We start from the raw sequence: 24,595 nt of genomic DNA on the forward strand, positions 1-24,595 counted from the left end.
TCTATCAGGTATAAAACAACAGAGTATGAAAAAGATTTTATTTTTTGCAATATGCCTGCTGGTAGCAGGAGATGTTAGCGCGCAATACCGACGTAGAGTGATAAGACGCCCGCCACCACCACCTGCCTATTACCGTGCACAAAAACAGCATAACAGTTTCTATGAAGTAAAAGCAGGCTTTAAAGCCGGGCTTAACATAGCCAATACTGTTGATGCTTATGATGGCGATTACAGCACAAGCAGCCTTGCAGGCGCCAATATCGGTTTTACCTTGGATGTACCGATCATCTATCCGTTATCATTCGCGCCGGAAATATTATGGTCGCAAAAGGGCTTTAGCGCCAATACTGTTGATGGTGACTTTCGCCAGCGGAATAACTTTATTGATGTGCCTCTACTGGCAAAAGTAAAGCTGGCGCCAAACTTTAACCTGGTGGCCGGTCCGCAGCTATCGTTCCTGGTATCGTCAAAAAATGTTTACCGTGATGGTTTTACTACCGTTACCGAAGACCGTTATGATTACGCGGGCAACAAAACCCTGCTTGGCGGTGTGATAGGTTTAAGCGTTGATATCGGGCGTAATGTTGACTTGCACGCGCGTTATACAATTGATATTCAAGACAGCCATGCAGACATTGACTCGTACATACCTGATTACCGCAACCAGGTATGGCAAATAGGACTGGGTTTCAAATTCAGATAATTAGTGATTGATTTATTTTTTCGGCCGCCTGTTTCTGCAATAGACAGGCGGTTTTTTATATGGTATAACCGTATTGCTTGAATATCGGTCGCCAGTAATCAATATTGATATCCCATGCATGGCAGGCAAAAGGCAGTTCGCCATTGTTTAATAATCGCGCGCGTTCAGGAGCTATTTCAAAGGCAAACTGCAGGGCTTCTTTAAAAGGCGGGATATTAAACCGGTACCCGTGCCGCTTAACCTCAATACTCCAAAAAACATCCTCATTAAAGCCGTGGCCGGTATTTTTATTATATATATCGATCTGTGGCTGCATTATACTGCATAACTCGAATAGCCTGGCTACCTTTCGTAATGATAAGCCTCCATTGCCCACACGTTTCTCAAGCTGGGCAAGTTCAGTTATACCTTTTATATGCTTAGTAAAATATTTGTATTGATAGTATTTAAGCTGAGCTTTAATATATGCTTTACTTACCAATGGGCGTCGGGGCAATAACCAGGGTGCGCCTACATAATCAATATCCTTGCCGCACCATTTAACAATTTCATCTCTGAAAACAAAAGCATCCAACTGATGAATAAGAACGTAATCATACTTCAAAAAAGCGCTGTAAAACTCAGCTGATAACATCAGCCTGTTATAGCTTTCCACGCTGGTGAAGTAATCGTCAGGGAAAGAAACAATACTGTTGAAGGTATAGCTTGTTTCAGGCAGTATTAGGCTTTGGGGTTTAACAGCGATAATAGGATAAGTTGATAAAACAGAAAAGCATTGTTGTAATGCTACCAACTCAAGATGGGTAAGGGTTCCTTTGTAAAAAGGTATCAGCACCGCAACCGTATCAGTTTGCAAATGTGGTTCGTTATCTGTCATTTAGTATAACAAGAGAAACTCTTTTGCAGCTAAAATAATTATTTGCATGAATTATATATCAGCGTTAAAGCTTTTAAATATCGGGCGCCAAAAGTCGGCATGCTTGTCCCATGCATGGCAGCCAAAGGGTAACTGGTTGTTGTTGATGTGCAGGCAGCGATCAAGATTAGTTTCAAAAGCAAACTTTAAAGCGGTTTTCAACTCAGGGATAACCAGCTGTTGTTTTTTACGGTTAAGCTCGATGCTCCAAAAAATGTCTTCGTTAAACCAGGGATGCCGCATGCGTAGGTACTCTTCAATTTTTTCACGCTGACTTGCGGCATAGTTTGCAAATGTTTTTACCCGCCGTAACGAAAAACCACCATTGCCCACGCGGTCTTCCATTTGCCTGCCAATTTTAGGCATGCCGTCTTTGTATTTCGCGTTGTTTTTAAAATAGAGATAATTTTTAAGTTTTCTAACAAGGCCGGGTGCTTTCTTATAAGTCCATGGTGCGCCAATATAATCATACCCTTTGCTGCACCATTCAATCAATTCATCCCTGAATACAAATGCATCCAACTGATAGATCAAAATATATTCGTAGTTGATAAACGACTTGTAAAATTCTTCAGAAAGCATTAAGGCATTGTAGCCGTGGATGTCGGCAAAGTACTTGTCATCAAATGAAATAATATCATAAAAGCCTTTTTTTGTCGCGCTTTCAGGTAAGGTTAGGCTGTGGGGTTTAACCGCAATGATTGGGTGGCCATCAAGTATGTTAAAACATTGCTTCAGCGCGATTTCTTCATAGCGCGTTAAAATAGTTTTATAAAAAGGTATTATAACCGCAGCTTTTGTATTTGTTGTCATATAGATTACCCGGTGCAACCAAATTTATGTTACTTTGCCAACGTTCGCCGGTATAAAGCTGCAAAAAAAGGCTATGTTTTTCAACCTGTTTAAAAAAAGAATAAGTATATCATACTGTATCACGGTTTGCAACGAGTGGAAAGAGCTTGAAATATTGCTGCAGACGTTGCTGCCACTTGTTGAGGAAAACGACGAAGTAATAGTACTGCAGGATATAACCAACAGAGACAACCGGGTAAGCAATGTGCTTGCAAAATACTCAGGCATGATTATATTGAAGGAAACCATGCTTAACAACGATTTCGCGACGTTTAAAAATCACTTCTTCGAGCTGGCCAAAGGCGATTATCTTTTCCAAATAGATGCCGACGAAGTACCTAAGGATACGCTAATAACAGGGCTTAAACCGATACTTCAGCGAAGAAGAAAATACGATTGTTTTTTAGTGCCACGCATAAACCTTGTTAACGGATATACTGATGAGCATGTGCAAAAATGGAACTGGAACATCAATGAGAAAGGTTATATCAACTTTCCTGATTACCAGCCGCGCATTGTTAAGTTGAACGGTAAAATAAAATGGAAAAACAAAGTACACGAAGTGTTTACCGGGTACAATAAATCATTTCAATTGCCTGCTGAAGACGAATATTCATTATTGCACATTAAGGACATTGAACGCCAGCAGCGTCAGAATGATTTTTATGATACGCTTGCTTAACTGTTGTTCAGCGTAGCTACATAATTTTCGAAATGCTTCTGGAACAAAAAATCAAACGATAAGCCGCCTTCAGGCACTACATTAATCACTTCAAAAGATAGTTCCAGTATCCGCGGTACTTTCAACGCTTCGGCAATTGCAAAGGGAAACGACTGGTTACCGATAAAAAACTTGCATCCGGCTATTATACTTGCCATTTGCGTAAAATTTTGAATTTCCACCCGTTTTAAATCAGGCAGCATTCGCTTCATGTCATTGTATTCGCTATCGACACCAATGAAAACTTTATTCGGGTACTGATTTAAAAATTGATGATTAATGAAGTCGTTCCTATAGCGTTCGCTGCGGGCAAGAACGATAGTATCATTGTAGTTGTTATCGGCTTCAACATCAAGCCAGTTTACATGTAAGTCTGGACTGATGCCGGTAAGGTAACTGCACCAGCGGGCAATGTTTCCCTTGTCCATAGGTATAAGCGGTGTACGGAAATTATCCAGATCAATATCAATGTCATCACCATTGTACACCCTGCACGAAGCAATATAAGGTTGAGCTTCAATAAGCGGCGACAGCATGTCGGCCATTTTTTGGTTCAGCATTACATTACCCAAAGGATGGGTATATTTAGGGTTAAGTACAATAGGCCGGTTAAGCTTTAGCAAAAGATTAATATCAGCGCCGCTTAACTCATGTAGTTTTTTCAGCGTTGGCAACGCATAAATGATATCACCGGCGTTGCCACTGTGGGTAACGTAAATAAAGCCTTTTGATTTAGCTGCCGCAATCGTTTGAACGGGATCATATGTGATCTGCTCATGATAAAGGCGGTGTGTTTCTGCTTCGCGTCTTTCAAGGTCCAGTTCGGCTTTATAGTGTTTGTATGCAGCCTTATCGGTTAACTTCAGCCAGTTCTTGCTAATAAAATTCTTTTTTGGCATAATAAAGTACCCTTAAGCTTAATCAACGTTAAAGGTTTGCATGTCTATCAGTTTACGATATAGCCCGTTCTTTTCAAGCAACTCGTTATGGCTTCCCTGTTCAACAATACGGCCTTCTTCAAGCACCACAATAATGTCGGCGTTTTGAATAGTGCTTAAACGGTGCGCAATAATAAGCGAGGTGTGGTTTTTCATCAAGTTGTTCAGCGCATCCTGAACCAGTTTTTCGGATTCGGTATCAAGCGCCGAAGTAGCCTCGTCAAGCAGCATAATAGGCGGATTATTTAATACCGCACGTGCAATGCTTATACGCTGCTTTTGTCCGCCCGAAAGTTTAGAACCACGGTCGCCAATGTTGGTATCATAGCCGTTTTCGGTTTCCATAATAAAATTGTGGGCGTTGGCTATACGGGCCGCTTCTTCAACCTGCTCACGGGTAACCCCCGTTTTACCAAAAGCGATATTATTAAAAATGGTATCGTTAAACAGTATCGATTCCTGGTTAACAAAACCCATTAACGAGCGCAGCGAATTAGTGGTTATCTTCCTGATGTCAACACCGTCAACCAGCACGGCGCCTTCTTTGGGTTCAATAAATCGCGGCAGCATATCCATCAGGGTTGACTTGCCGCCGCCGGAAGGGCCAACAAGCGCCACGGTTTTTCCTTTAGGGATTTCCAGGTTAATGTCCTTCAGCACCAATCGCTCATTATAGGCGAACGAAATATTCTCCAATGTGATTTTGTCATGAAAACCATCAACTGTAATAGCGCCGGGTGCATCAACTATTTGCGGTTTTTCATCAATAAGCTCCAGTATCCTTTCGCCTGCAACCAGGCCTGAATGGATATTGCTAAATGCATCTGAAATGGCTTTAGCCGGGCGCATAAGCTGTGAAAACAAACCGATGTAGCCAACAAACTGTGCAGGTGTGAGGTCAGACCGGTTATTTAACACCAGGTAGCCGCCATACAGTACAATGAACGAAATCATGGTGATAGACAGCGTTTCTGAAACCGGTGAGGCCAACTGCTGCCTGCGCGACATGGCTTTAACTATCCTTGAATAGTGGTTGTTCTCATCTTCAAAGCGCGTAGTAATAAAATCAGTAGCATTGAAAGCCTTGATGATTTTAATACCTGTAAGCGATTCGTCAAGATAACTTACCATGTTGGCATATGAGTTTTGCGCGGCAGTTGCCTGGCTTTTTAAACGCTTAACAATGCGCGCTATAAGTAAACCCGCTACAGGTACAACCAGTAAGGAGATTAGGGTAAGTTTTACTGATATGGAGAACAGTGTGATCAAAAAAGCGATAAGTTGCAAAGGCTCTTTAAAAATCACCTGCAGTGTCCCGGTTACCGAAAACTGTACAACTTGTACTTCTGATGCGATTTTTGAGATGATATTACCCTTACGTTCGTTGCTGAAATAGCCAAGGTGAAGGTTAATTACATTGTTGAAAACGGCCTTACGGATGTTCAACAGGGTGTGTATGCGTAACGATTCCATTATGCGCTGAGACAGGTACCGGAAAAGGTTGCCCAAGAACGCGGCTACTATAATTACTATGCATACAAATTGCAATGCGCCCCATTTACCTTTGGTTTGAATAAAATGCTGCAGGTAATAGTCAAACCAGCCTTTTAAATCAAATATGGAAAGTTCTTTAACAGCGGCGGTAGTATTATGTGCCGGAACGCAATTGTTATCGAAAAGGGTATTAAGCAAAGGTATCAGCAGCGCTAAAACTGAGGTGCTGAATACTACATACAATATGGTGAAAAGAATATAAGGAATGGCAAATTTTTCAATTGGCTTAGCAAATGATAACAGCCGGAAGTAAGTCTTCATTAAATAATATTAAAAGTGCAAAGCTAACTTAATTGCCTAATTATATTGCAATAATAGTTTAACCATGTTTTAACTTAGCGCTCAATAAACTAAACGTGAAAGTTACAGTAATAATTGTTACCTATAATGCGGCGGCTACTCTACAGCAATGCCTTAACAGTATTTATGAGCAAGTGTTCCCCGTAGATATTGTTGTAGTAGATGGCGCCAGTAACGATGGAACGGTAGGTATTCTGCAAAATAATGCGCATAAGCTTGCCTACTGGGTAAGTGAAAAAGATACTGGCATTTACAACGCCATGAATAAGGCCATTAAGCATATTTACAATGATTGGGTCTACTTTTTAGGCGCTGATGATGAATTGCTGCCTGAATTCTCAGCTTTTGCAACCGAACTTAAAGATCCGTCAGCCATATATTATGCTAATGTGATAAGCAATGGGGTTGTGCGCTCGGGGAAAATAAGTGATTATTATATGGCCAAAGGTGGCATCTATCATCAGTCTATTATTTACCCTGCTTCGATTTTTAAGAAATATAGCTTTAATGAAAAATACCGCATTTCGGCTGACTATGCATTAAACATGCGGCTGTATCGGGATAAACAGTATCATTTCGAATACAAGCCATATATTATTGCAAAATATAATCATTTAGGCATATCAGGCACGGCAATTGACGGACCTTTTGAAAAGGATAAAACCAAACTGATTCGTGAAAACTTCGGATTAAAAGTTTGGCTACGTTATGCTTTCAGGCTATTAAAGGCAAAGCTGGGCGTTAATAAAAAGGGTTAATCTTCCAGGCATTCCTCATAAAGCGAAAGGTATTGCTTTGCAGTATTTTGCCAGCTGAATTTTTCAGCATAAGCGGTAATATGGGCTTCAATGTTATCGGTTGAGTTGTATTTTTCCATTCCTTCGGCAAAAACTTTTTGCATAGCCTTGCCGTCAAAACTGTCGAAGTAAAAAGCAGCATCGCCGCCAATTTCGGGCAGGGAGGTATGGGTTGACAGAAACACCGGCTTGCCAAAGTGCATTGCCTCAATAACCGGTAAACCGAAACCCTCGGCTATTGACGGAAAGGCAAAAGCCAGGCAATTTTTATAATACCATGCTTTGTCATCATCGCTGATTGGTCCGGTAATCTTTACCCTGTCTTCGCAACCCCACTTTTTTGCTTCGTGCATAATCTCATCCTTATAAGGCGTTTCAATGCCGGCTATAACCAATTCATAATCGTTATTATGCAGCAAAGCAGGCAGCACGGCGAAGTTCTTTTTTGCTGATATATGCCCGATGGTAAAAATAAAAGGCCTTTGAGGTTGATAGGCGGGTTGATGATCTGCTTTTATACTTAGCTTATCAGCACCGTTATAGATCACCTGTACTTTTCCTTGTGCCGATGGAATATACTTTATAATGTCTTCGGCTACGTAATTAGAAATAGCTACTATCTTATCGCAAAGATTAACATAACGGGTAAGCTTGTTTAATTTTTTCTCTACTTTTTCAGGCGGAAAGTTTTCGTAGATAAAGTTGATGTCGTGTACGGTAAGTATCTTTTTCCCTTTTACTTTTTGCGGGCGTAAACGGGGGTATTGATCGGTAAAATGCACCAGATTATATTTACCGGATTGAGGGAAGAACAGTTTATGCAGCTTCGACAAGTATTGTATTTTTACCCGATTGGCAAACTGATAAATAGATTTTCGATGCACATAAAAAGTAATATCAAACCGGCTGTTATCCTCAGCCAGAATGCTATTACCTAAACTTTTTCCAAAGTAAAAAAGGCCTGTATTCGGGTAACGCATCGAATCGAATGTTAATAATATACGCTTCTTTACTTTTTCCACTGGTTAATTTTTTGTGCAACCATCTCAGGCGTAATACTCTGCAATGATCCCGAATCACTTTCAATAAAATTGGCTTTTAAACCTAAAGGCGCCCATCTCTGCGGGTGTATCGGCCTTGTATTAGGGAATAGGCCAAGCGTGTTAATCCCGCAGGCTGCTGCTATGTGTAAAGGGCCGGTTCCTGATGCTACCAAACCGTCGGCGCTATGTATAAACGCTATAAATTCATCAAGGTTCATTTGGCCGGTTACATCAATTACATGTTCCGGTTGTTGTTTAAGCCAGTTGTTTAATAGATCTTTTTCTTTTTCGGAACCGGTTATAATGATGTTAAATCTTTCGGCAGGTAGCAAATCTATTAAGCCGGCAAAGTTATTAATCCCCCATTCCACGCCGCTGCCATGCGACTTGGGATGTAATATCAGGTTAAATTTATCAGTAGTTAATATCTGCTTCAGTTGTGCTGGTACTTCAGCAGCCGGTTTAAATTGATAGTACTTTGGTATTTCTGCTAACTCAGGAACTGCCATGTTTAAAGGTCGCAATAACACCATATTTAGCTGCGCCTCATGCAGGTTTGATTTTTTACGGCTTAGTTTTACCAGTTTATTACATGTAAGCCAGTGATATGGACGGTTAGTGGTGCCTATGCGTGTTTTAATGCGTGCTTTGCGTGCGAGTTTTGCCACATGTTTGTTCGGGAACACATGTAGTACAATGTCGATATTTTTATCTTGCAAATACCTGATCATTTCCGGTTCAGGAAGTTTCTGCATTTCATCATAATTGATAAAATGATCAACCATAGCGCATGCTTTTATAACCGGGCCGGTGTATGTTCTGCCTAAAAATGAAATTACTGCGTTAGGATAAACTGATTTGATGTAACCGCACATAGGCAGCGTTAACACCACGTCGCCTATTGCGTCTGTCCGGCTGATCAGGATATGTGTTTTTGCAGGCAACGTCATTTAACAATCCTGTAATTTTTGTATTCGCCAATACGCCACCCGGTAACATCTTCTATCCATTGCAGCGCCTTACGTCTGAAACTCATGCGCGATATTTTTTTTACATCGATGTTCAGTTTCCAGTTCGCCCTTTGTACACGCGCCTGCATCACCGCCGGATGCGTGCTTTTAAACGGCAGCAGCCTGTCGGCATTACCATAGTCGAACTCATTTTCTTCTATAGCTTTTTCGTCGGGTACATACTCAGGGTTATAAAACTGGGTGAAATTTTGTCCTTTGCGCAGTAAACCTTTTGACGACTTTACCCAACCATAATGATAAATGTAAGCGTCAATCAGCTTTACATTCAACTTGCGGTCGTCAAGACGAAAGCCCTGGGCGTCGCGGTATGAGTGAATTGCCTTATTGTTACGAACTATGCGTATTTCGCGACGGTAATACCTGCGCGAGTGCGCATAAAAATCATATGAACCATAAAAGTGTACGTACTTAAAAAGTAAACCTTCAATATTAGTGTCTTGAAGGTTGTCTTCCATTGCCTTTTTAATTACCGGCAGATATTTTTCATGTACACACTCATCACCCTGAATATAAAACGCCCAGTCGGCATTGGGTGATATAGCGGCAAAGGCCTTATCGGTTTCCACAGCAAATACACGTCCGCCGTCACGAAGGCTGTTATCCCACACCGTATGGATGATTCGTATTTTTGAGGAGCCAATGTTATTGATCAAACCTTCGGTATCATCGTCGCTTTGGCCAAGGGCAATTACAAATTCATCGCACAATGGCAAAACTGAAGTAATTGCTTCAACAACCGGGTAATCATTTTTTACCGCGTTTTTAATAAATGTAAATCCGGCTACTTTCATTCGCTTGGGGGCAAATATAGTCATAGCATGCTTTTTAAATAGCGCATTGTTTTGTTACTTTATATCTACGATGAACCAAACACCGGCACATATTGATTTCAGGGTGCTTGCACGCACACTTACAATAGTTGAAAACGATCTTAACGGTGCCGGTGATATACTGTGTAACCTTAGCTTTTCAACTACCGCAAAAGTTATTGGTATTACCGGTCCGCCGGGAGCGGGCAAAAGCACGCTGGTTAATACGCTGATAAGTAACCTTGTTATTAAAGGAAAAAAAGTAGCCGTGCTTGCTATCGATCCTACATCGCCTTTCAACTTTGGTTCATTGCTGGGCGACCGGATACGTATGGCGCCGCACTTTAATCATCCGGATGTATTTATCCGCTCACTGGCTACCCGCGGGGCGCTTGGCGGTTTATCAGCCAAAACTATTGAAATGGCAGACGTGCTGCGTGCGGCGGGTTTTGATTATGTACTGATAGAGACGGTAGGCGTAGGTCAGTCGGAAGTAGAAATTGCAGGTCTTGCAGATGTAACGATGGTAGTTTTAGTACCTGAAGCCGGTGATGAGATACAAAACATCAAATCGGGGCTGATGGAAATAGCCGACACATTTATTATAAATAAGGCCGACAGGGAAGGCGCCGGTGAGTTTGCCAATAACCTGAGAAAGATCACTCAGCAACAACACCAGGATATACCCGTGTTTGAAGCAGTAGCTTCAGAAAATAAAGGTATTGATGAAATAGCTTTATATATTGAAAAGCCATCAGCGCAAAATCATCGTAAAAACTTTCTGCTCGCCGAAAAAGCTTATAAGCTGATACAGCAAAAGCGTATGGCTGATATCGATAAAAAAAGCCTGCTTACAGCACTTGAAACCGCTGCAAGCAAGCCTGAGTTTAACCTGTATAATTTTGTAGACGAATTTTCCCAACCTTCTAACCAATAATATCTATTTCCACTTCAGGGGCTAGGGGGTTAATTCATTATATCCTCTATATGCTCAGCCTCAACCGGAATATCGGCCATCAGGTCAATGTTGCCGCCTTCTGTTATCAGGATATTATTTTCCAAACGGATACCCAGTCCTTCTTCCTGTATATAAATACCCGGTTCGCATGTTAGTATATTGCCAGCTTCAAAAGGTTTGTAACGGCTGGCGTAATCGTGCACGTCAAGCCCCAGATGGTGCGAAGTACCGTGCATAAAATACCTTTTATATAAAGGCATTTTTGGATCTTGCTTTTCCACCTCATGCTTTTTAAGCAGGCCCAAACCAATAAGTTCATCTGTCATTACCTTGCCAACCTCATCGTGGTATTCATTCCAAACGGTACCGGCAACCAGCATTTTGGTAGCGGCGCGCATTACACGCAGCACGGCATTGTACAAATCGCGCTGGCGTTTGGTGAAACGGCCGTTAACCGGTATGCTCCGGCTCATGTCGGCATTGTAGTTACCGTATTCGGCGCCAAAATCAAATAGTATCACATCGCCATCGTGGCAAACCTGGTTATTATCATTATAGTGCAGCACAATGGCATTTTTGCCCGATGCAATTATAGGGGTATAAGCATGCCCTGTTGAGCGCTGACGGATGAATTCATGGATGATTTCAGCCTCAATCTCATACTCAGTAACGCCGGGTTTAACAAACCTGAGTACACGCACAAAAGCATCGCGGGTTATGCCGCAGGCCTTTTTTGTCAGTTCTATCTCGATATCTGATTTAACCGGGCGCAGGTCACGCATAATAAGCGCCGACCTTTCATAATGATGCAAGGGATACTTTTCCTTTAGCTCATTAAGCATGCGTATATCACGGTAAGGTACCGTATGGGCATAACGGTCGTTCTCGTTAGTATTTATATAAATATTATCAGCATAGTTAATAATACTATGTAATATATTTTCAAAATCGCTAAGCCAATAGATGTTTTGAATACCTGATGCTGCTCGTGCTTCCTCTTTGGTGTATTTGTGTCCTTCCCAAATGGCAATATGTTCATTGGTTTGTCTTAAAAACAGTACTTCTTTGTATAGGATATTAGGACAATCGGGAAATAAAAGGAGGATGCTTTGCTCCTGATCGATGCCAGAAAGATAAAAAAAATCGGGGTTTTGCTTAAAAATAAAGGCTTGATCGCCACTTCTTGGAAATTCATCATTCGAATGGAAAATGGCAAGAGAATGAGGCTTTAATCGTGAAACGAAATTTTTTCTATTAAAGGTAAATAGTTCATTATCAATGGGTAGATATTTCATTTACTAAACGATAATTATTGGATTACGTAAAACCTTTTCGGTTTTGATGTGTTGAGTGTATTAAAAAATGGAACAAAATTTGGTATTCTTTTCAAACATAATTAGTATTTTTGAAAAAAATCACAATTAAAATCGTTTAATCTTAAAACTATGAATTATTCTACATTAAAGAAAACAGCCGCGTTATCGTTTGCTTCTTTGATGGTTGCCGGTGCTGCAATGGCACAGGTGGATTCAACCTCAACAGACTCAACCGTAACCTCGACTGAAACCACTACTGCCAGGGTATTTGGCGGTTCTGGCCAGTACAACAAATGGAGCTTTGGTATCAACGGTGGTATCACTTCTACTTCAATGCTTACCGGTGGCATCATCAGCGGTCCAACCGATTATCCTGGTGAACCTATTATTTCATGGGGTACCGGTGCATCATTAAGGTATCAGTTCAGCCATATCTTCGGTATCATTGCCGACGTTAATTATGGCCGCGTTTCTGGTGACCGTGACTACAGCCAAAAGAAAAATGATGCAGGTCTTGCCGACCCAGCTAACCAAGGCTACGACAAATTCGAAACTGAATACTGGCAAGGAACTTTGTCTGCTTATGTAAACATAGGTAGCGTTGATTTCATGCACCGTAAAAACTCACTTAATTTCTACGTTAAAGGTGGTGCCGGTTTAGCCTGGTATAACCCTGTAACCTGGAGAAACGGTGGTCCTGACGGTACTGGAAGTACTGAGTTCGATCCAAAAGGTACTCACGGTCTTGACAGAAACAACACTTACGCAAAAGGTTGGGTTGTTCCTGTAGGTGTTGGTGCTAAATTTCGTTTAAGCAACGCTGTTGCCCTGAACGTAGGTTACACCATGACCTTCATTGACGAAGACAACTTTGACGGTTTTGCTAAAAACTACCCTGGAAGCCTTGACAGCTACTCATATGCTTACGCTGGTTTAGAGTTCACTTTCGGTTCATCTTCAAAACCAAATATGGACTGGGTTAACCCTGTAGCTATGCTGTATGATGAGCTTTACGATCCGGCTTTACGTCAGGAAGTTGAAGCTTTGAAAGGCCGTGTATCTGCTGTTGAAACTGCAGTTAGCGACCTGAAAAAAGATTCAGACGGTGACGGTGTATCTGATCAGTTCGACAAATGCCCTAACACTCCTGCTGGTACAGTAGTTGACGGTGCTGGTTGCGCTATCGTATTCCCAGCTGCTGCTTCTGCTGACTCAGCTGGTGCTTACTCGAACATCCAGTTTGAATTTGACAGCTCAGTGTTAAGAACTTCAGCTTATCCTGCTCTTGACGCTACTTCAGCTGACCTGCGTTCATCAGGTGCTACGGTAACTATCAAAGGTTACGCTTCATCAGAAGGTACTCCTGCTTACAACATGTCTTTATCAAAAGACCGCGCTAACTCAGTAAAAACTTACTTAGTTAACTCAGGTGTTCCAGCAAGCAAACTGAAAGTTAAAGCTTACGGTGAAACTAACCCGATTGCAGACAACTCAACTGAAGAAGGCCGTATCTTAAACCGCCGCGTTGAGTTCAGCAAATAATTTTAATATCACTTTAGATATTACGAAGGCTCCGGATAACCCGGAGCCTTCTTTTTTTTATTAGATTTGCCATATGTACTTCTTCCGGAAAAAAGATCCCAACAGGCCTACTAACTTTAACCTGAAGGTAATGCATACCATCAATGCTATTGCTATTATTATGTTTTTAGCAGGCATAATCTGGAAATTAATTGACTGGTTTATCTTAAAAAAATGAAAGCTATAATAAATACATCTGACGCTCCTGCACCCATAGGGCCCTACAGCCAGGCGGTAAAAGCAGGAGGACTTCTTTTTGTTTCAGGCCAGGTTGCTATTGAACCTGCCACCGGTGATTTAATACTTGATGACATTGAAACAGAAACACATCAGGTAATGAAAAATATTAAGGCAATACTTACCGCCGCGGGTGCTGAGTTTAGCCATGTAGTAAAAACTACCATCTTTTTAAAAGACATGGGGGACTTTGCTAAGGTAAACGAAATATACGGTTCATACTTTACTGCCGATTTCCCGGCTCGCGAAACCGTGCAGGTATCAGTATTGCCAAAAAACGTTAACGTAGAGATTTCTGTTACTGCCTTTTTAGGTTAATACATGAAAGTATTTTTCAGCTTTTTGCTGGTTGTTAGTTTTCTTAATGCCTTTTCGCAAGACGTTAAGAAAACTATTGAAACGCAGTTTTATGCTTACGGTCAGACATTGATAAATAAAGATTATCATGGTATGGCCGATTACATTGCTGAAGATGTTTTTACTTTTTTGAAAAAAGATGATTACATCAGGCTGATGGAAAAAACATTTGCAAGTCCTGATTTTGATATTGCAGTAAAAGATCCTAAGGTGATAGCGATAGGGGATGTAAAAAAAATAGCTGAAAAATACTACTCGGTAGTTGATTATTCGAATGCCTTGAACATCAATTTAAAGGAGTCGGTAGGTATGCCACGTGATACGGTTGTGGTAAAAAAATCGTTAATACAGGGCTTTGGTGAGGGGAATGTAAAGTTTGACCCTAAAACAAAGATTTATACAGTGCAGGTGCGCTCGAAGTTATGTGCTATATCAAGTGATGGAAAAGCCGGCTGGAAATTTATCGGCCTTGAACGCAACCTGAAACCCCTGCTCGAAAAATTTCTGCCTGCCGAAATTCTGAAAGAAATATAGATCATTAATGCCATTGTATTGATTACAGTGAATCCTTTTGATACACCAATAGAATACCTGAAAGGCGTTGGCGCCAGCCGTGCCGAGGTGCTTAAAAAGGAGCTTGGTATAGTAAAATTTGATGATCTGCTGAAATTTTACCCTTATAAGTATATTGATCGTACCAAGTTTTACAAGGTACGCGATATCAATCCCGATTTGCCTTATGTGCAGCTCATTGTTCGGGTTACACGCAAGGAAGTACTGGGCGAGAATCGCTCAAAACGCCTTGTTGCACAAGCGCAGGACGATACAGGGGTAATGGAACTGGCTTGGTTTCAGGCAATAAACTGGGTTGAAAAAGGACTGCAGGTAGGCAAGGCTTACATAATATTTGGCAAGCCGGGTATGTTTAACGGCAAGCCGCAAATGTCACACCCCGAAATGGAGCTGTATTCGTCGCAAACCCGCGACCGCAAAGGCAACATGACCATGCAGCCCGCCTACAATTCAACTGAGAAGCTTAAGCAGTTTAGTTTAGATAGTAAAGGGCTGCAAAAGCTTACCGCCTCGCTGCTTGAGCTGCACACCAAAGATATTTATGAAAACCTGCCTTTATATATAGTTAACCGCTACAGGTTAATGAGCAGGCAGGATGCATTTCGTAATATTCATTTCCCTGAGGATGCCAATAAGCTTGCTGAAGCACAGCATCGCCTGAAGTTTGAAGAGTTGTTTTTACTGCAGTTTAAGCTGCTAAAGAACAAGATGCTTCATACGCAAAAATTCAAAGGGAACATTTTTGATAAGGTAGGTGAGTATTTTAATACTTTTTATAACGAAAAGCTGCCTTTCCCGCTTACCAACGCGCAAAAGCGCGTGTTGAAAGAGATTCGTGTTGATACTCAGCGCGGCGTGCAAATGAATCGCCTGCTGCAGGGCGATGTGGGCAGCGGTAAAACCGTTGTAGCATTGATGAGTTTGCTGATTGCTATTGATAACGGCTTTCAAACCTGTATGATGGCGCCTACAGAGATACTGGCTAATCAGCATTATCAAACTATTAAAGCACTGGTTGGTGATGATTTTGTAGAGGTAGGATTGCTCACCGGATCGACCAAAAAGAAAGAACGAAACATATTACACGAACGCCTGATGAGCGGCGAGCTTAAAATACTGATAGGCACACACGCGCTTATTGAAGATACTGTTCAGTATAAAAACCTTGGCTTTGTGGTGATTGATGAGCAGCACCGTTTTGGTGTTGAGCAGCGTTCAAAACTATGGCGTAAAAATGTTGTGCCGCCGCATGTGCTGGTAATGACAGCCACACCCATACCCCGTACGCTGGCCATGACTTTGTATGGCGACCTCGACGTATCGGTAATAGACGAGCTGCCTGCCGGGCGTAAACCAATAGAAACGGTACACTTTTATGAGAGCCAGCGCCTACGTATGTTCGGCATGATGCGGGAAGAAATTGCCAAAGGGCGGCAGGTGTATGTAGTGTATCCGCTGATACAGGAAAGCGAAAAGCTCGACCTAAAAAACCTGGAAGAGGGCATAGAGGTAATGCGGCACGAGTTTCCGTTGCCAAAGTATAACATCAGCATTGTGCATGGCAAAATACAGGCTGCTGTTAAGGAAGAGGAAATGCAGCGTTTTATCGCACATAAAGCGCAAATAATGGTTGCTACAACAGTTATCGAGGTAGGGGTAAATGTGCCCAACGCCTCGGTAATGATCATTGAAAATGCTGAACGTTTCGGGCTGTCGCAGTTGCACCAGTTGCGCGGCAGGGTAGGCCGAGGCGCCGAACAGTCATACTGTATTTTGATGAGCGGCAATAAGCTCAGTCATGACGGCCGCAAGCGACTGGATACTATGGTGCGCACCAACAACGGCTTCGAAATAGCTGAGATCGACCTTGAACTACGTGGCCCGGGTAATATTGAAGGTACGCAGCAAAGCGGTGTGCTCGACCTTAAGATTGCCAATATTGCTACCGACCAGGAACTGCTGATACAAGTTCGTAAATGTGTGGAAGGCATTTTTGAAAAAGACCCGCAATTAGCTTTACCCGAGCATCAGGTACTGCACCAGGCCAACCTCTCAAAACAGGCCGGATTAAGTTGGGACAAGATCTCCTGACACCTTGGGCATCTGCCGAAAAAATTTATATTTGCTAAAACTGATTTCACCCGGATGAAAAAATTACTTTCCCTGGCGGCTATGCTTATTGCCGCGCTGTCGCTGCAGGCGCAGGATTCGCTGATGTTCCGTAAAATTTATGACGAGGCGCTTACCAATGGTAAAGGCTATGAGGCTTTGCGCTATCTGTGTAAAAATATCGGCCCACGTTTAAGCGGTTCGCCAAACGCGCAAAAGGCTGTTGACTGGGGTAAGAAGCTGATGGAAAGCTATGGTTTTGACAGGGTGTACCTGCAGGAAGTAATGGTACCACACTGGGTGCGTGGCGCTAAAGAAGAGGCTGCTATTATTGATGGTAAAACACGAATTCCTGTGCCTATAGCCGCGTTAGGTATGTCGGTAGCCACACCTGCGTCAGGCATTACGGCTAATGTGATTGAGGTGCACAGCCTGAAAGAACTGGAAACGCTTGGCGAGAGCGCCATAAAGGGGAAAATCGTTTTCTTTAACCGCCCGTTCAACCCACGCTTTATTGAAACCGGCGATGGTTACAGCGATGCCGGCGATCAGCGCTTTATGGGTCCGGCTGTAGCTGCAAAATACGGCGCTGTTGCCGCGATTGTTCGCTCATTAACACCTGATATAAATGATTATCCGCATACAGGCGGTACATTGAGTACGCCGGGTGTAAAAGCTATTCCGGCCGCAGCCATATCAACCCAAGCTGCCGAGAAGCTTAGCCGTATGCTGAAGCTACGGAAACTTCCGCTGATAAAATTCTGGTTTAAACAAAATTGCCAGACCCTGCCCGATGAAAAATCATACAATGTAATAGGCGAGCTTACAGGCACCGAAAACCCAAACAAATTTATAACAGTAGGAGGCCACCTCGACTCATGGGACCTTGCCGAAGGCGCGCATGATGACGGTACAGGTATTGTGCAATCAGCTGAAGCGCTGCGCATATTTAAAGCTTTAGGCTATCGTCCTAAAAATTCGGTTCGTGCTGTATTTTTTATGAATGAAGAGAACGGCCACAAAGGCGGCCTAAAATATGCTGAAGAAGCGGCTAAAAATAAGGAAGAACACATAGCGGCCATTGAGAGTGATTTTGGCGGGTTTACACCAAGAGGTTTTACATTTGACGGCCTACCTGCAGCTACGCTGGAAAAAATAAATAAGGAATGGAAGCCATTGTTTGTGCCATATTATTCAGACAGGCTTACTGCCGGCTTTTCAGGAACAGATATTGAGCCGTTGCGGGAAACAGTGCCGTCGGTTGCTCTGATAGGCTTCCTGCCCGATTCGCAGCGTTATTTCGACATACACCATACGCCAACAGATGTGTTTGAAAATGTAAGCAAACGTGAGCTGGAACTGGGCAGCGCATCAATGGCGGCATTAATTTATCTGATTGATCAGCACGGATTGAAATAACCTTTCAACACAGGATAATTAAAGCAGGGCGATAGTCCTGTTTTTTTTGTTGCGATAATTTTACGTAAAGCATCAGGTGTTTTAAATCAATGGCAGTAATTTTGCGCACGTTCACTTAAAATAGAATTGTGCCTGAAACGGATAGTAACGCTCCCATAAAACAAGACCCTTATGCCGCCCTGCGGTATAAAGATTTCCGCTCATACATAAGCATGCGGTTCTTTTTCACCTTTGCTTATCAAATGCAAACTATAGTACTTGGTGCATACATTTACGATATCACACACGACAAAATAGCTCTCGCTTTAATAGGTCTGTTTGAAGCGATACCCGCTATCGGGCTCGCCTTGTTCGGGGGATACTTTTCAGACAAATTTGAAAAACGAAAGCTTTTGCTGACGGTGTTTGCCGCGGTGATCTTTTCATCCTCGGTAATGCTGGTGGTTACCTATCACGGCATGGCACAGCACCTGCATATAACGCATATTGTACCGGTTATATACGCCATGATATTTGTGAATGGTGCGGCAAGGGCATTTTACGCGCCCGCTGCATTTACGGTAATGGCCAACAGTGTGCCCAAAGAAGTTTACCCCAACTCAAGTACCTGGAATGGTTCAACCTGGAAGATAGCATCGATAGTAGCGCCGGTAGTAGGTGGTTTTGTGTATGGTATTTATGGCATTACGCCGGTGTTTATCATTATTCTTAGCTTTTTATTGATTACGCTTTTCGCCGTATCAATGCTTAAAAAAATAGAGCCGGTATTTGTGCCGAAAGAAGGTGTATTTAAAAGCCTTAGCGAGGGTATCCGCTTTGTGTTCAGTAACAGGATGATGCTGGGCGCTATAAGTCTGGACATGTTTTCGGTGTTTTTTGGCGGGGTAGTAATGCTGCTGCCGGTATTTGCCAAAGATATTTTACATGTTGGTCCGGAAGGTTTGGGTTTAATGCGTGGTGCAAGTTCGCTTGGGGCAGTGGTTACTATGCTGGCCATGACACGTTATTCGCCAATGGCTAAGCCATGGCGTAATTTACTGTTTGTAGTTACAGGCTTTGGTTTGTCAATCATCTGTTTTGCGCTATCGCGGAATTTTTATCTTTCCTTGTTCTTCCTTTTTGCTGAAGGTGCTTTCGACAGTGTCAGTATGACCATACGCGGCACCATTATGCAGTTGCTTACACCTGATAATATGCGCGGGCGGGTATCATCAGTTAACCAGATGTTCATTAGTTCATCAAATGAAATAGGTGACTTTGAGTCGGGCGTGGCGGCACATTTCCTGGGGACTGTACCTGCCGCAATTTTCGGCGGATGTATGACGCTGGTAGTGGTTACTATAACTTTCCTGAAAACGAAGAAGCTGGTGCCGTTGTCGTTGCACGAGATCAACGCGGAGCCTGAGGTAGCTAAGTAGGGAAGCTTAGTTGTTAAGTGTTAAGTAATCCCGGACTTGTTTCGGGATATCTCAGGATATAATGCTGAAGTAGGATGTGATATTCTTTTGTCATCCTGAACGTAGTGAAGGATCTTTTACCGATAGATGCTTCGTTCCTCAGCATGACAAATTGCTTGACAAGAGTATCGAATTGCCGCGTTTTGCTTTCAGTAGCCTACTTCACACTTTTCTTCAGCACAATAAAATACCCGCAAACAAACACTACGGCGGCTACAGCCATGCTTATATAAACATCCTTAGTGAAAATGTCGATATGAAGGGTGGGTGTTGCGTCGGGCTTTCCTCGCGGCATCATATTGGTTAATGCCAGCATAGGGTGGCTGTACGGGAACAGATAAGCATATTTCCATTGCATTGCTCCCATTATAACCCCTGAAATAGTGCCGACGAAACCAATCCCCATCGGTTTCAGAAAATCTTTCCAAAGCAGGCTTAACAGGAATTGTATCGATAAGATACCTAATGATGAAAGTAACAGCTTAAAGTAGATCTGCATCAGTGTGCATTCCATACGGTATTCGCTGAATTTAAGCTCAGGTTTAATGGTGCCCAGCAAGGTGCCAAAAGCGGAGATGAACAGTACAAACAGCGCCAGGCATAGGAAAACCAGGAACAATGCGTAAATAAACTTTGCCGCGTAAACCGACATTTTAGGCAGCGGTAGTGAAAATAATGTTTTCCAGCTATCAGCTTTATGTTCAACGCTGTTTACTGAGTATGCCGTAAAAACTATGAACATGGGAAGCAGAAGGGTGCCGGTAACATTAAGCACGCCTCCGGCAAAACGCATCCATAACGACATGCCGGGATAATGTATCAGTTTATCACTGTTGGAATAAAAGCCTATGAACATTAGCAGGCATATAAGAAGCGGTAACAGTACCGCACACCAAAACCCAAGCGTTTTACGGCTTTTATAAAATTCAGACCGGAAGGATAACAAAAACGCTTTCATGCTTTAGTTCCGGTTTTGGGTAATAGATAAGAAAAGTTTTTCAAGGTCTTGCTGCTTTTTGCCGATAGCAAACACGGTGTGGCCATTGCTGATTAGCAGGGCGTTCAGCTCGCCCGTATGTTGTTTTGAGATGTAGGGTACGGTTAAGTAGGTGTCGGTAACTTCGGTTACCGTGATTTTATTGCGGTGCAGCAGGTTAGCGGCATCAACGGGATTTGCTGTTTCGATATGTACAACAGGCTGATTAACCGACTGCAGTTCATCAATACATCCCTGGAAAAGCATACTGCCGTTGTTGATGATACCAACATGGGTTGCCATACGTTCAACCTCAGCCAGCAAATGGCTCGATATAAATACCGTTTTACCATACTGTTGTGTAAGACTGATCAGCAGCTCACGCATTTCAATAATGCCGTTCGGGTCGAGGCCGTTGGTGGGTTCGTCCAAAATCAATAACTCCGGATCGGCCAGTAATGCCAGCGCAATGCCCAGGCGTTGTTTCATGCCAAGCGAATACTGCCCGGCTTTTTTGTTGGCTGCGTTGCTAAGCTTTACCAGGCTAAGCATTTCGTCAACCCTTGCCGTAGGTATCTGTAGCAGCATAGCGCGGTTAAGCATATTCTCGCGGCCGGTTAAGTGCAGGTACAGGGCAGGCTGTTCAATAAGCGAACCTATTTTCTTCAGTATACTGATGCGGTTGCTTCGAAGCTCCTGCCCAAAAACAAAAATGCTGCCTTCATCCGCTTTTAGCAGGTTGAGCAGCAATTTAATGGTGGTGGTTTTCCCGGCACCGTTAGGGCCTAAAAAGCCGTATATACTTCCTTGCGGAACTTGGAGAGATAGTGAGTTGACAACCTTTTGGCTGCCAAAATTAAAGGTCAGCTCGCTGGTGCTGATTACCATACTTTTTCAGTATTGATACCAGCTACTGTTTTAAACAGGCTAACACCTTTATAAAATAATGATGTTGCATGTTTTGCTTTTACAGCCGAACCATTAATGATATTTTCTTCCTGTTTAAACTGGTAAGCAACGCCCATTATTAAAGCGAACATTACCGGTACCAGCATCAGTGCGAAAGGGTTTGAGTATTTGATTAACTTTTTCATTGCGATTGGATTTGATGAAACAAAGAAACCGCAAATAATCAACCCCATAAAAACAATTAGACCAACAGCATTTATTTATAGATGAACTGGAAGAATAAAGGAGTAACCCGTTCGTCGGTTAAAAAGGGCGGTTCATCGAACAAATATCAGTTTATATATAAAATATGCCCGTTCAGGTAATAATAAGTGTTATTTTAGGTGCAGATAATACGTAATAACAAGCTTGATGTAATAAGTTTTAATGAGAAAACAGTGGCAAATTTTCTGGCATATACTGGTATGGGTTAGCATCCTGTCGTTCTTTTTCTACATCATTTATACCAGCCACAAACTCAGCATTGCAAACATGATTGTTATTGTGTTTGGGTATGGCGGCATCAATATCGGCTTGTTCTATTTTAACTATCTATCTCTAATCCCCCGCTTTCTCGATCAAAACCGCTACGGCAAATACATTCTTTCCGTTATCGCAACAATTATAATTATTGGAGTAGGTAAGTATGGTGTTGGTTTAATCTTCCGCGAGTTTATTTTGGTTGAGAAAGGCGTACAGATCAGTTTCTGGTCATATTTTGCAGGGACGATTTTCACAAGCCTGCTGTTCATTTTCCTGAGTATCGTACTGAAATTTACTGTCGATTGGTTTTTAAACGAACGCATACAGCGCGACCTTGAAAATCAACGCTTAACCGCTGAGCTTTCTTTCCTGAAATCGCAGATCAATCCGCACTTCCTGTTCAACTCACTTAACAGCATTTACTCGCTGGCCTACCAAAAGTCGGAAACCACTCCCGAAGCCATTTTAAAACTATCGGAAATTATGCGGTACATGCTGTATGAAAGCAACGATAACAAGGTTGATTTAGAAAAGGAGATACATTACCTGCAAAACTATATCGACCTGCAAAAAATACGGTTTGGCTATAAGGCATTTGTCGATTTTGAGGTTCAAGGCGAAATTACCAGTCAGCGCATTGCACCGTTGTTACTGATATCATTTATTGAAAATGCCTTTAAACACGGCGTGGCAAGCGACCCTGAGTCGCCCATAAAAATGCAGATCACCGTGACCGACGGGCACCTGGACTTTCATATTGAAAATAAAAAGCACACTAATAACCGTGATGCCTCAGGAGGTATCGGGCTTGCCAATGTAAAGCGGCGCCTGAACTTGCTGTATCCGCATAAATATCAGCTTGATATCACCGATACTCCTCAAAGCTACACCTGCAACCTGCATCTCGTATTGTAAACCGCATTAACTATGGTGAAATATCTATAGCTGTAGTTTAAAACGTTTTTCACCATAAAATAATAGCTGTTATTGAAAAGATATTTTAAAGTAAATTAGGCTGTTATAAAATTAATTCATAATATCATACACACATTTGTGTAAGGTCTTATCATATCACATAACCATTTATAAGCCAATGCGTTTTGCGCTTCTTATCATTACCGATTCGCCAGTTCGTCAGATAAAAAGGCTGGTTGATAAAATGAATACTGGCAATTTTGATTTTTATATACATGTTGATAAAGGGATCGATCAGGATACTTACAAAGAGCTGTTTGATACTCCGAACGTGTATTTTGTAAAAAACAGGGTGCATGTTCGCTGGGCAGGCTATACTACACAACAGGCGATTTTTAATGGCATAAAAGAAATTGTAGCAAGCAACCGTGAATATGCTTTTATCAATTTACTAAGCGGCCAGGATTACCCAATTAAATCAGCCGGGCACATAGAACAATTTTTAAAAGAAAACGTAGGAAAGCAATTTATAAAATGCTGGAGTTTTGATGACGACTGGCAGGAAGCCAACCGCCGGGTGAACAGGTATCATTTTGTCAACCTGTCATTCAAAGGCAAATACCGTGTTGAGCAACTTATTAATCTGTTTGTAAAGCGTAACCCTAAGCCGCAAAACCTTAAATTTTACGGCAGTAACTCAACTTTCTGGACGCTCAGCCCCGATTGCGCCATGTATGTGGTGACTTATGTGGAAACCAATGAAAGCTTGTTACGCTTTCTCAAATTCAGTTGGGGTACCGATGAATTTGTGATGCAAACAGTGATAATGAATTCGCATTACAGCGACCAGGTGGTGAACAATAACTACCGGTATATCGATTGGTCGGCAGGAGGGGTGAAGCCTAAAACGCTTACCGTTGCCGATTTCGACCGCATTGTCGCGTCGAGCGACATATTTGGCGGGAAGTTTAATATTGAAGTAGACGAAAAAGTGCTCGACCTGATTGACGCTGCTAACAAAACTGCGGATAGCATTGCCAATATATAATAAATAAGCCGCCGAGATTGAACGCGGACGGCTTATAATTAAACGTCAACTTTAACACTTATTTTCTCGGAGGCGTGGTGGTTCCACTTGAACCACTTGTACCTGTACCATTACCTGTTCCTGTGCCCGAAGTACCGGTCCCTGTACCATTGCCAGTACCCGAAGTGCCTGTTCCTGTGCCGTTACCTGTTCCAGTACCTGAAGTACCGGTTCCTGTACCATTGCCATTGCCGGAACCTGTACCGTAACCTGAATTATTACGGTTCTTCTTATTTTTCTTAGCGTCTTTTTTACCTGACTTATTATCACCTTGATTCCAGGTAGGTGATGGTGAATCGGTACCTGTTGCCGGAGTAACCGTGTTATTAGGTGACGACTGGGTAGTTGAACCAGATTGTCCTTTTGATACCTTGCTCGTGTCCTGGCTACTTACTCCACCGGTTTGGGCTTGTGCGCTTTGAACTATAAATGCAAATGCTGCCATACCAATCATTAAACTCAATTTTTTCATAACTTATATTTTTGATTCTCTATAAACTACAATACGCTATTAA

The 24,595-nt window shown here is 42.4% G+C and carries 26 protein-coding genes; 13 read left to right on the forward strand and 13 right to left on the reverse strand.

Annotated elements, in window-relative coordinates:
- Positions 1-25: 25 nt before the first annotated feature.
- Positions 26-703, forward strand: a complete 678-nt coding sequence (locus EOD41_RS07525; protein ID WP_127704165.1) for a porin family protein — start codon at positions 26-28, stop codon at positions 701-703.
- 55 nt (positions 704-758) lie between these two features.
- Here EOD41_RS07525 and EOD41_RS07530 read toward each other — a convergent pair whose 3' ends face one another.
- Together EOD41_RS07530 and EOD41_RS07535 are read right to left on the reverse strand one after the other, a co-directional pair.
- Positions 759-1,580: a DUF5672 family protein gene (locus EOD41_RS07530; RefSeq protein WP_127704166.1), complete on the reverse strand. Its 822-nt coding sequence runs from the start codon at positions 1,578-1,580 to the stop codon at positions 759-761.
- Positions 1,581-1,631: 51 nt separating this feature from the next.
- Positions 1,632-2,432 (reverse strand): DUF5672 family protein, encoded by an 801-nt coding sequence (locus EOD41_RS07535; RefSeq protein ID WP_127704167.1) that lies wholly within the window; start codon positions 2,430-2,432, stop codon positions 1,632-1,634.
- Positions 2,433-2,505: 73 nt separating this feature from the next.
- Here EOD41_RS07535 and EOD41_RS07540 point away from each other — a divergent pair, with 73 nt between their 5' ends.
- A complete protein-coding gene (locus tag EOD41_RS07540) occupies positions 2,506-3,153 on the forward strand; it encodes a glycosyltransferase (protein ID WP_127704168.1) in 648 nt (215 codons plus the stop codon).
- On the opposite strand, the gene EOD41_RS07545 is transcribed toward EOD41_RS07540, so the two are convergent.
- Positions 3,150-4,091, reverse strand: a complete 942-nt coding sequence (locus tag EOD41_RS07545; RefSeq protein ID WP_127704169.1) for a hypothetical protein — start codon at positions 4,089-4,091, stop codon at positions 3,150-3,152. The genes EOD41_RS07540 and EOD41_RS07545 overlap by 4 nt on opposite strands.
- An 18-nt stretch (positions 4,092-4,109) precedes the next feature.
- Complete coding sequence (locus EOD41_RS07550; protein ID WP_127704170.1) at positions 4,110-5,945, reverse strand: ABC transporter ATP-binding protein; 1,836 nt, start codon at positions 5,943-5,945, stop codon at positions 4,110-4,112.
- Between the two features lie 95 nt (positions 5,946-6,040).
- Between EOD41_RS07550 and EOD41_RS07555 the strand changes: the two genes are divergently transcribed.
- Positions 6,041-6,742, forward strand: coding sequence for a glycosyltransferase family 2 protein (locus EOD41_RS07555; protein ID WP_127704171.1), 702 nt, complete (start codon positions 6,041-6,043; stop codon positions 6,740-6,742).
- Here EOD41_RS07555 and EOD41_RS07560 read toward each other — a convergent pair.
- The 3 genes from EOD41_RS07560 to EOD41_RS07570 are packed head-to-tail and all read right to left on the reverse strand — an operon-like array spanning position 6,739 to position 9,670.
- Complete coding sequence (locus EOD41_RS07560; RefSeq protein WP_127704172.1) at positions 6,739-7,803, reverse strand: glycosyltransferase family 4 protein; 1,065 nt, start codon at positions 7,801-7,803, stop codon at positions 6,739-6,741. The two genes, EOD41_RS07555 and EOD41_RS07560, sit on opposite strands and share 4 nt — an antisense overlap.
- The gene (locus EOD41_RS07565) at positions 7,791-8,774 is read right to left on the reverse strand and encodes a glycosyltransferase family 9 protein (RefSeq protein WP_127704173.1); all 984 of its coding nucleotides are present in this window, start codon (positions 8,772-8,774) and stop codon (positions 7,791-7,793) included. Before EOD41_RS07565 ends, EOD41_RS07560 begins: the two co-directional genes overlap by 13 nt.
- On the reverse strand, positions 8,771-9,670 hold the full coding sequence (locus EOD41_RS07570; RefSeq protein WP_240663250.1) for a glycosyltransferase family protein: 900 nt from the start codon (positions 9,668-9,670) through the stop codon (positions 8,771-8,773). The genes EOD41_RS07565 and EOD41_RS07570 overlap by 4 nt, the downstream gene beginning before the upstream one ends.
- A 46-nt stretch (positions 9,671-9,716) precedes the next feature.
- On the opposite strand from EOD41_RS07570, the gene meaB reads away from it, so the two are divergent.
- On the forward strand, positions 9,717-10,601 hold the full coding sequence (meaB, locus tag EOD41_RS07575) for a methylmalonyl Co-A mutase-associated GTPase MeaB (protein WP_127704174.1): 885 nt from the start codon (positions 9,717-9,719) through the stop codon (positions 10,599-10,601).
- Between the two features lie 29 nt (positions 10,602-10,630).
- Here the strand turns inward: meaB and EOD41_RS07580 are convergent, their stop codons facing one another.
- Positions 10,631-11,917: an aminopeptidase P family protein gene (locus EOD41_RS07580; RefSeq protein WP_127704175.1), complete on the reverse strand. Its 1,287-nt coding sequence runs from the start codon at positions 11,915-11,917 to the stop codon at positions 10,631-10,633.
- A gap of 150 nt (positions 11,918-12,067) precedes the next feature.
- Between EOD41_RS07580 and EOD41_RS07585 the strand changes: the two genes are divergently transcribed.
- The 7 genes from EOD41_RS07585 to EOD41_RS07610 all read left to right on the forward strand — a co-directional run bounded on the left by EOD41_RS07585 (position 12,068) and on the right by EOD41_RS07610 (position 19,632).
- The gene (locus tag EOD41_RS07585) at positions 12,068-13,480 is read left to right on the forward strand and encodes an OmpA family protein (RefSeq protein WP_127704176.1); all 1,413 of its coding nucleotides are present in this window, start codon (positions 12,068-12,070) and stop codon (positions 13,478-13,480) included.
- Positions 13,481-13,553: 73 nt separating this feature from the next.
- A complete protein-coding gene (locus tag EOD41_RS21195) occupies positions 13,554-13,697 on the forward strand; it encodes a DUF6728 family protein (RefSeq protein ID WP_317133188.1) in 144 nt (47 codons plus the stop codon).
- Positions 13,694-14,074: a RidA family protein gene (locus EOD41_RS07590; protein ID WP_127704177.1), complete on the forward strand. Its 381-nt coding sequence runs from the start codon at positions 13,694-13,696 to the stop codon at positions 14,072-14,074. The genes EOD41_RS21195 and EOD41_RS07590 overlap by 4 nt, the downstream gene beginning before the upstream one ends.
- A 3-nt stretch (positions 14,075-14,077) precedes the next feature.
- On the forward strand, positions 14,078-14,647 hold the full coding sequence (locus EOD41_RS07595) for a hypothetical protein (RefSeq protein ID WP_127704178.1): 570 nt from the start codon (positions 14,078-14,080) through the stop codon (positions 14,645-14,647).
- Positions 14,648-14,674: 27 nt separating this feature from the next.
- Entirely contained in the window at positions 14,675-16,777 is a 2,103-nt protein-coding gene (gene recG, locus EOD41_RS07600; protein ID WP_127704179.1) for an ATP-dependent DNA helicase RecG, read from the forward strand.
- Between the two features lie 54 nt (positions 16,778-16,831).
- Positions 16,832-18,214: a M20/M25/M40 family metallo-hydrolase gene (locus tag EOD41_RS07605; protein ID WP_127704180.1), complete on the forward strand. Its 1,383-nt coding sequence runs from the start codon at positions 16,832-16,834 to the stop codon at positions 18,212-18,214.
- Positions 18,215-18,342: 128 nt separating this feature from the next.
- Positions 18,343-19,632, forward strand: a complete 1,290-nt coding sequence (locus EOD41_RS07610) for an MFS transporter (RefSeq protein ID WP_240663252.1) — start codon at positions 18,343-18,345, stop codon at positions 19,630-19,632.
- Between the two features lie 13 nt (positions 19,633-19,645).
- Here the strand turns inward: EOD41_RS07610 and EOD41_RS21155 are convergent, their stop codons facing one another.
- The 4 genes from EOD41_RS21155 to EOD41_RS07625 are packed head-to-tail and all read right to left on the reverse strand — an operon-like array spanning position 19,646 to position 21,741.
- Positions 19,646-19,777, reverse strand: a complete 132-nt coding sequence (locus EOD41_RS21155) for a hypothetical protein (protein WP_262707653.1) — start codon at positions 19,775-19,777, stop codon at positions 19,646-19,648.
- A 51-nt stretch (positions 19,778-19,828) separates the two neighbouring features.
- Positions 19,829-20,629, reverse strand: coding sequence for an ABC transporter permease (locus tag EOD41_RS07615; RefSeq protein WP_127704181.1), 801 nt, complete (start codon positions 20,627-20,629; stop codon positions 19,829-19,831).
- A gap of 3 nt (positions 20,630-20,632) precedes the next feature.
- Positions 20,633-21,535 carry an ABC transporter ATP-binding protein gene (locus tag EOD41_RS07620; RefSeq protein WP_127704182.1) on the reverse strand — a complete coding sequence of 301 codons (903 nt, stop codon included), beginning with the start codon at positions 21,533-21,535 and terminating at the stop codon, positions 20,633-20,635.
- Entirely contained in the window at positions 21,529-21,741 is a 213-nt protein-coding gene (locus tag EOD41_RS07625; protein WP_127704183.1) for a hypothetical protein, read from the reverse strand. The genes EOD41_RS07620 and EOD41_RS07625 overlap by 7 nt, the downstream gene beginning before the upstream one ends.
- A gap of 241 nt (positions 21,742-21,982) precedes the next feature.
- Here EOD41_RS07625 and EOD41_RS07630 point away from each other — a divergent pair, with 241 nt between their 5' ends.
- Positions 21,983-22,993, forward strand: a complete 1,011-nt coding sequence (locus EOD41_RS07630) for a sensor histidine kinase (protein WP_127704184.1) — start codon at positions 21,983-21,985, stop codon at positions 22,991-22,993.
- Positions 22,994-23,171: 178 nt separating this feature from the next.
- The gene (locus EOD41_RS07635; protein ID WP_127704185.1) at positions 23,172-24,041 is read left to right on the forward strand and encodes a beta-1,6-N-acetylglucosaminyltransferase; all 870 of its coding nucleotides are present in this window, start codon (positions 23,172-23,174) and stop codon (positions 24,039-24,041) included.
- Between the two features lie 58 nt (positions 24,042-24,099).
- Here the strand turns inward: EOD41_RS07635 and EOD41_RS07640 are convergent, their stop codons facing one another.
- Positions 24,100-24,552: a hypothetical protein gene (locus EOD41_RS07640; protein ID WP_127704186.1), complete on the reverse strand. Its 453-nt coding sequence runs from the start codon at positions 24,550-24,552 to the stop codon at positions 24,100-24,102.
- Between the last annotated feature and the right edge of the window lie 43 nt (positions 24,553-24,595).

The organism is Mucilaginibacter limnophilus (genome assembly GCF_004005815.1).
GTDB classification, from domain to species: domain Bacteria; phylum Bacteroidota; class Bacteroidia; order Sphingobacteriales; family Sphingobacteriaceae; genus Mucilaginibacter; species Mucilaginibacter limnophilus.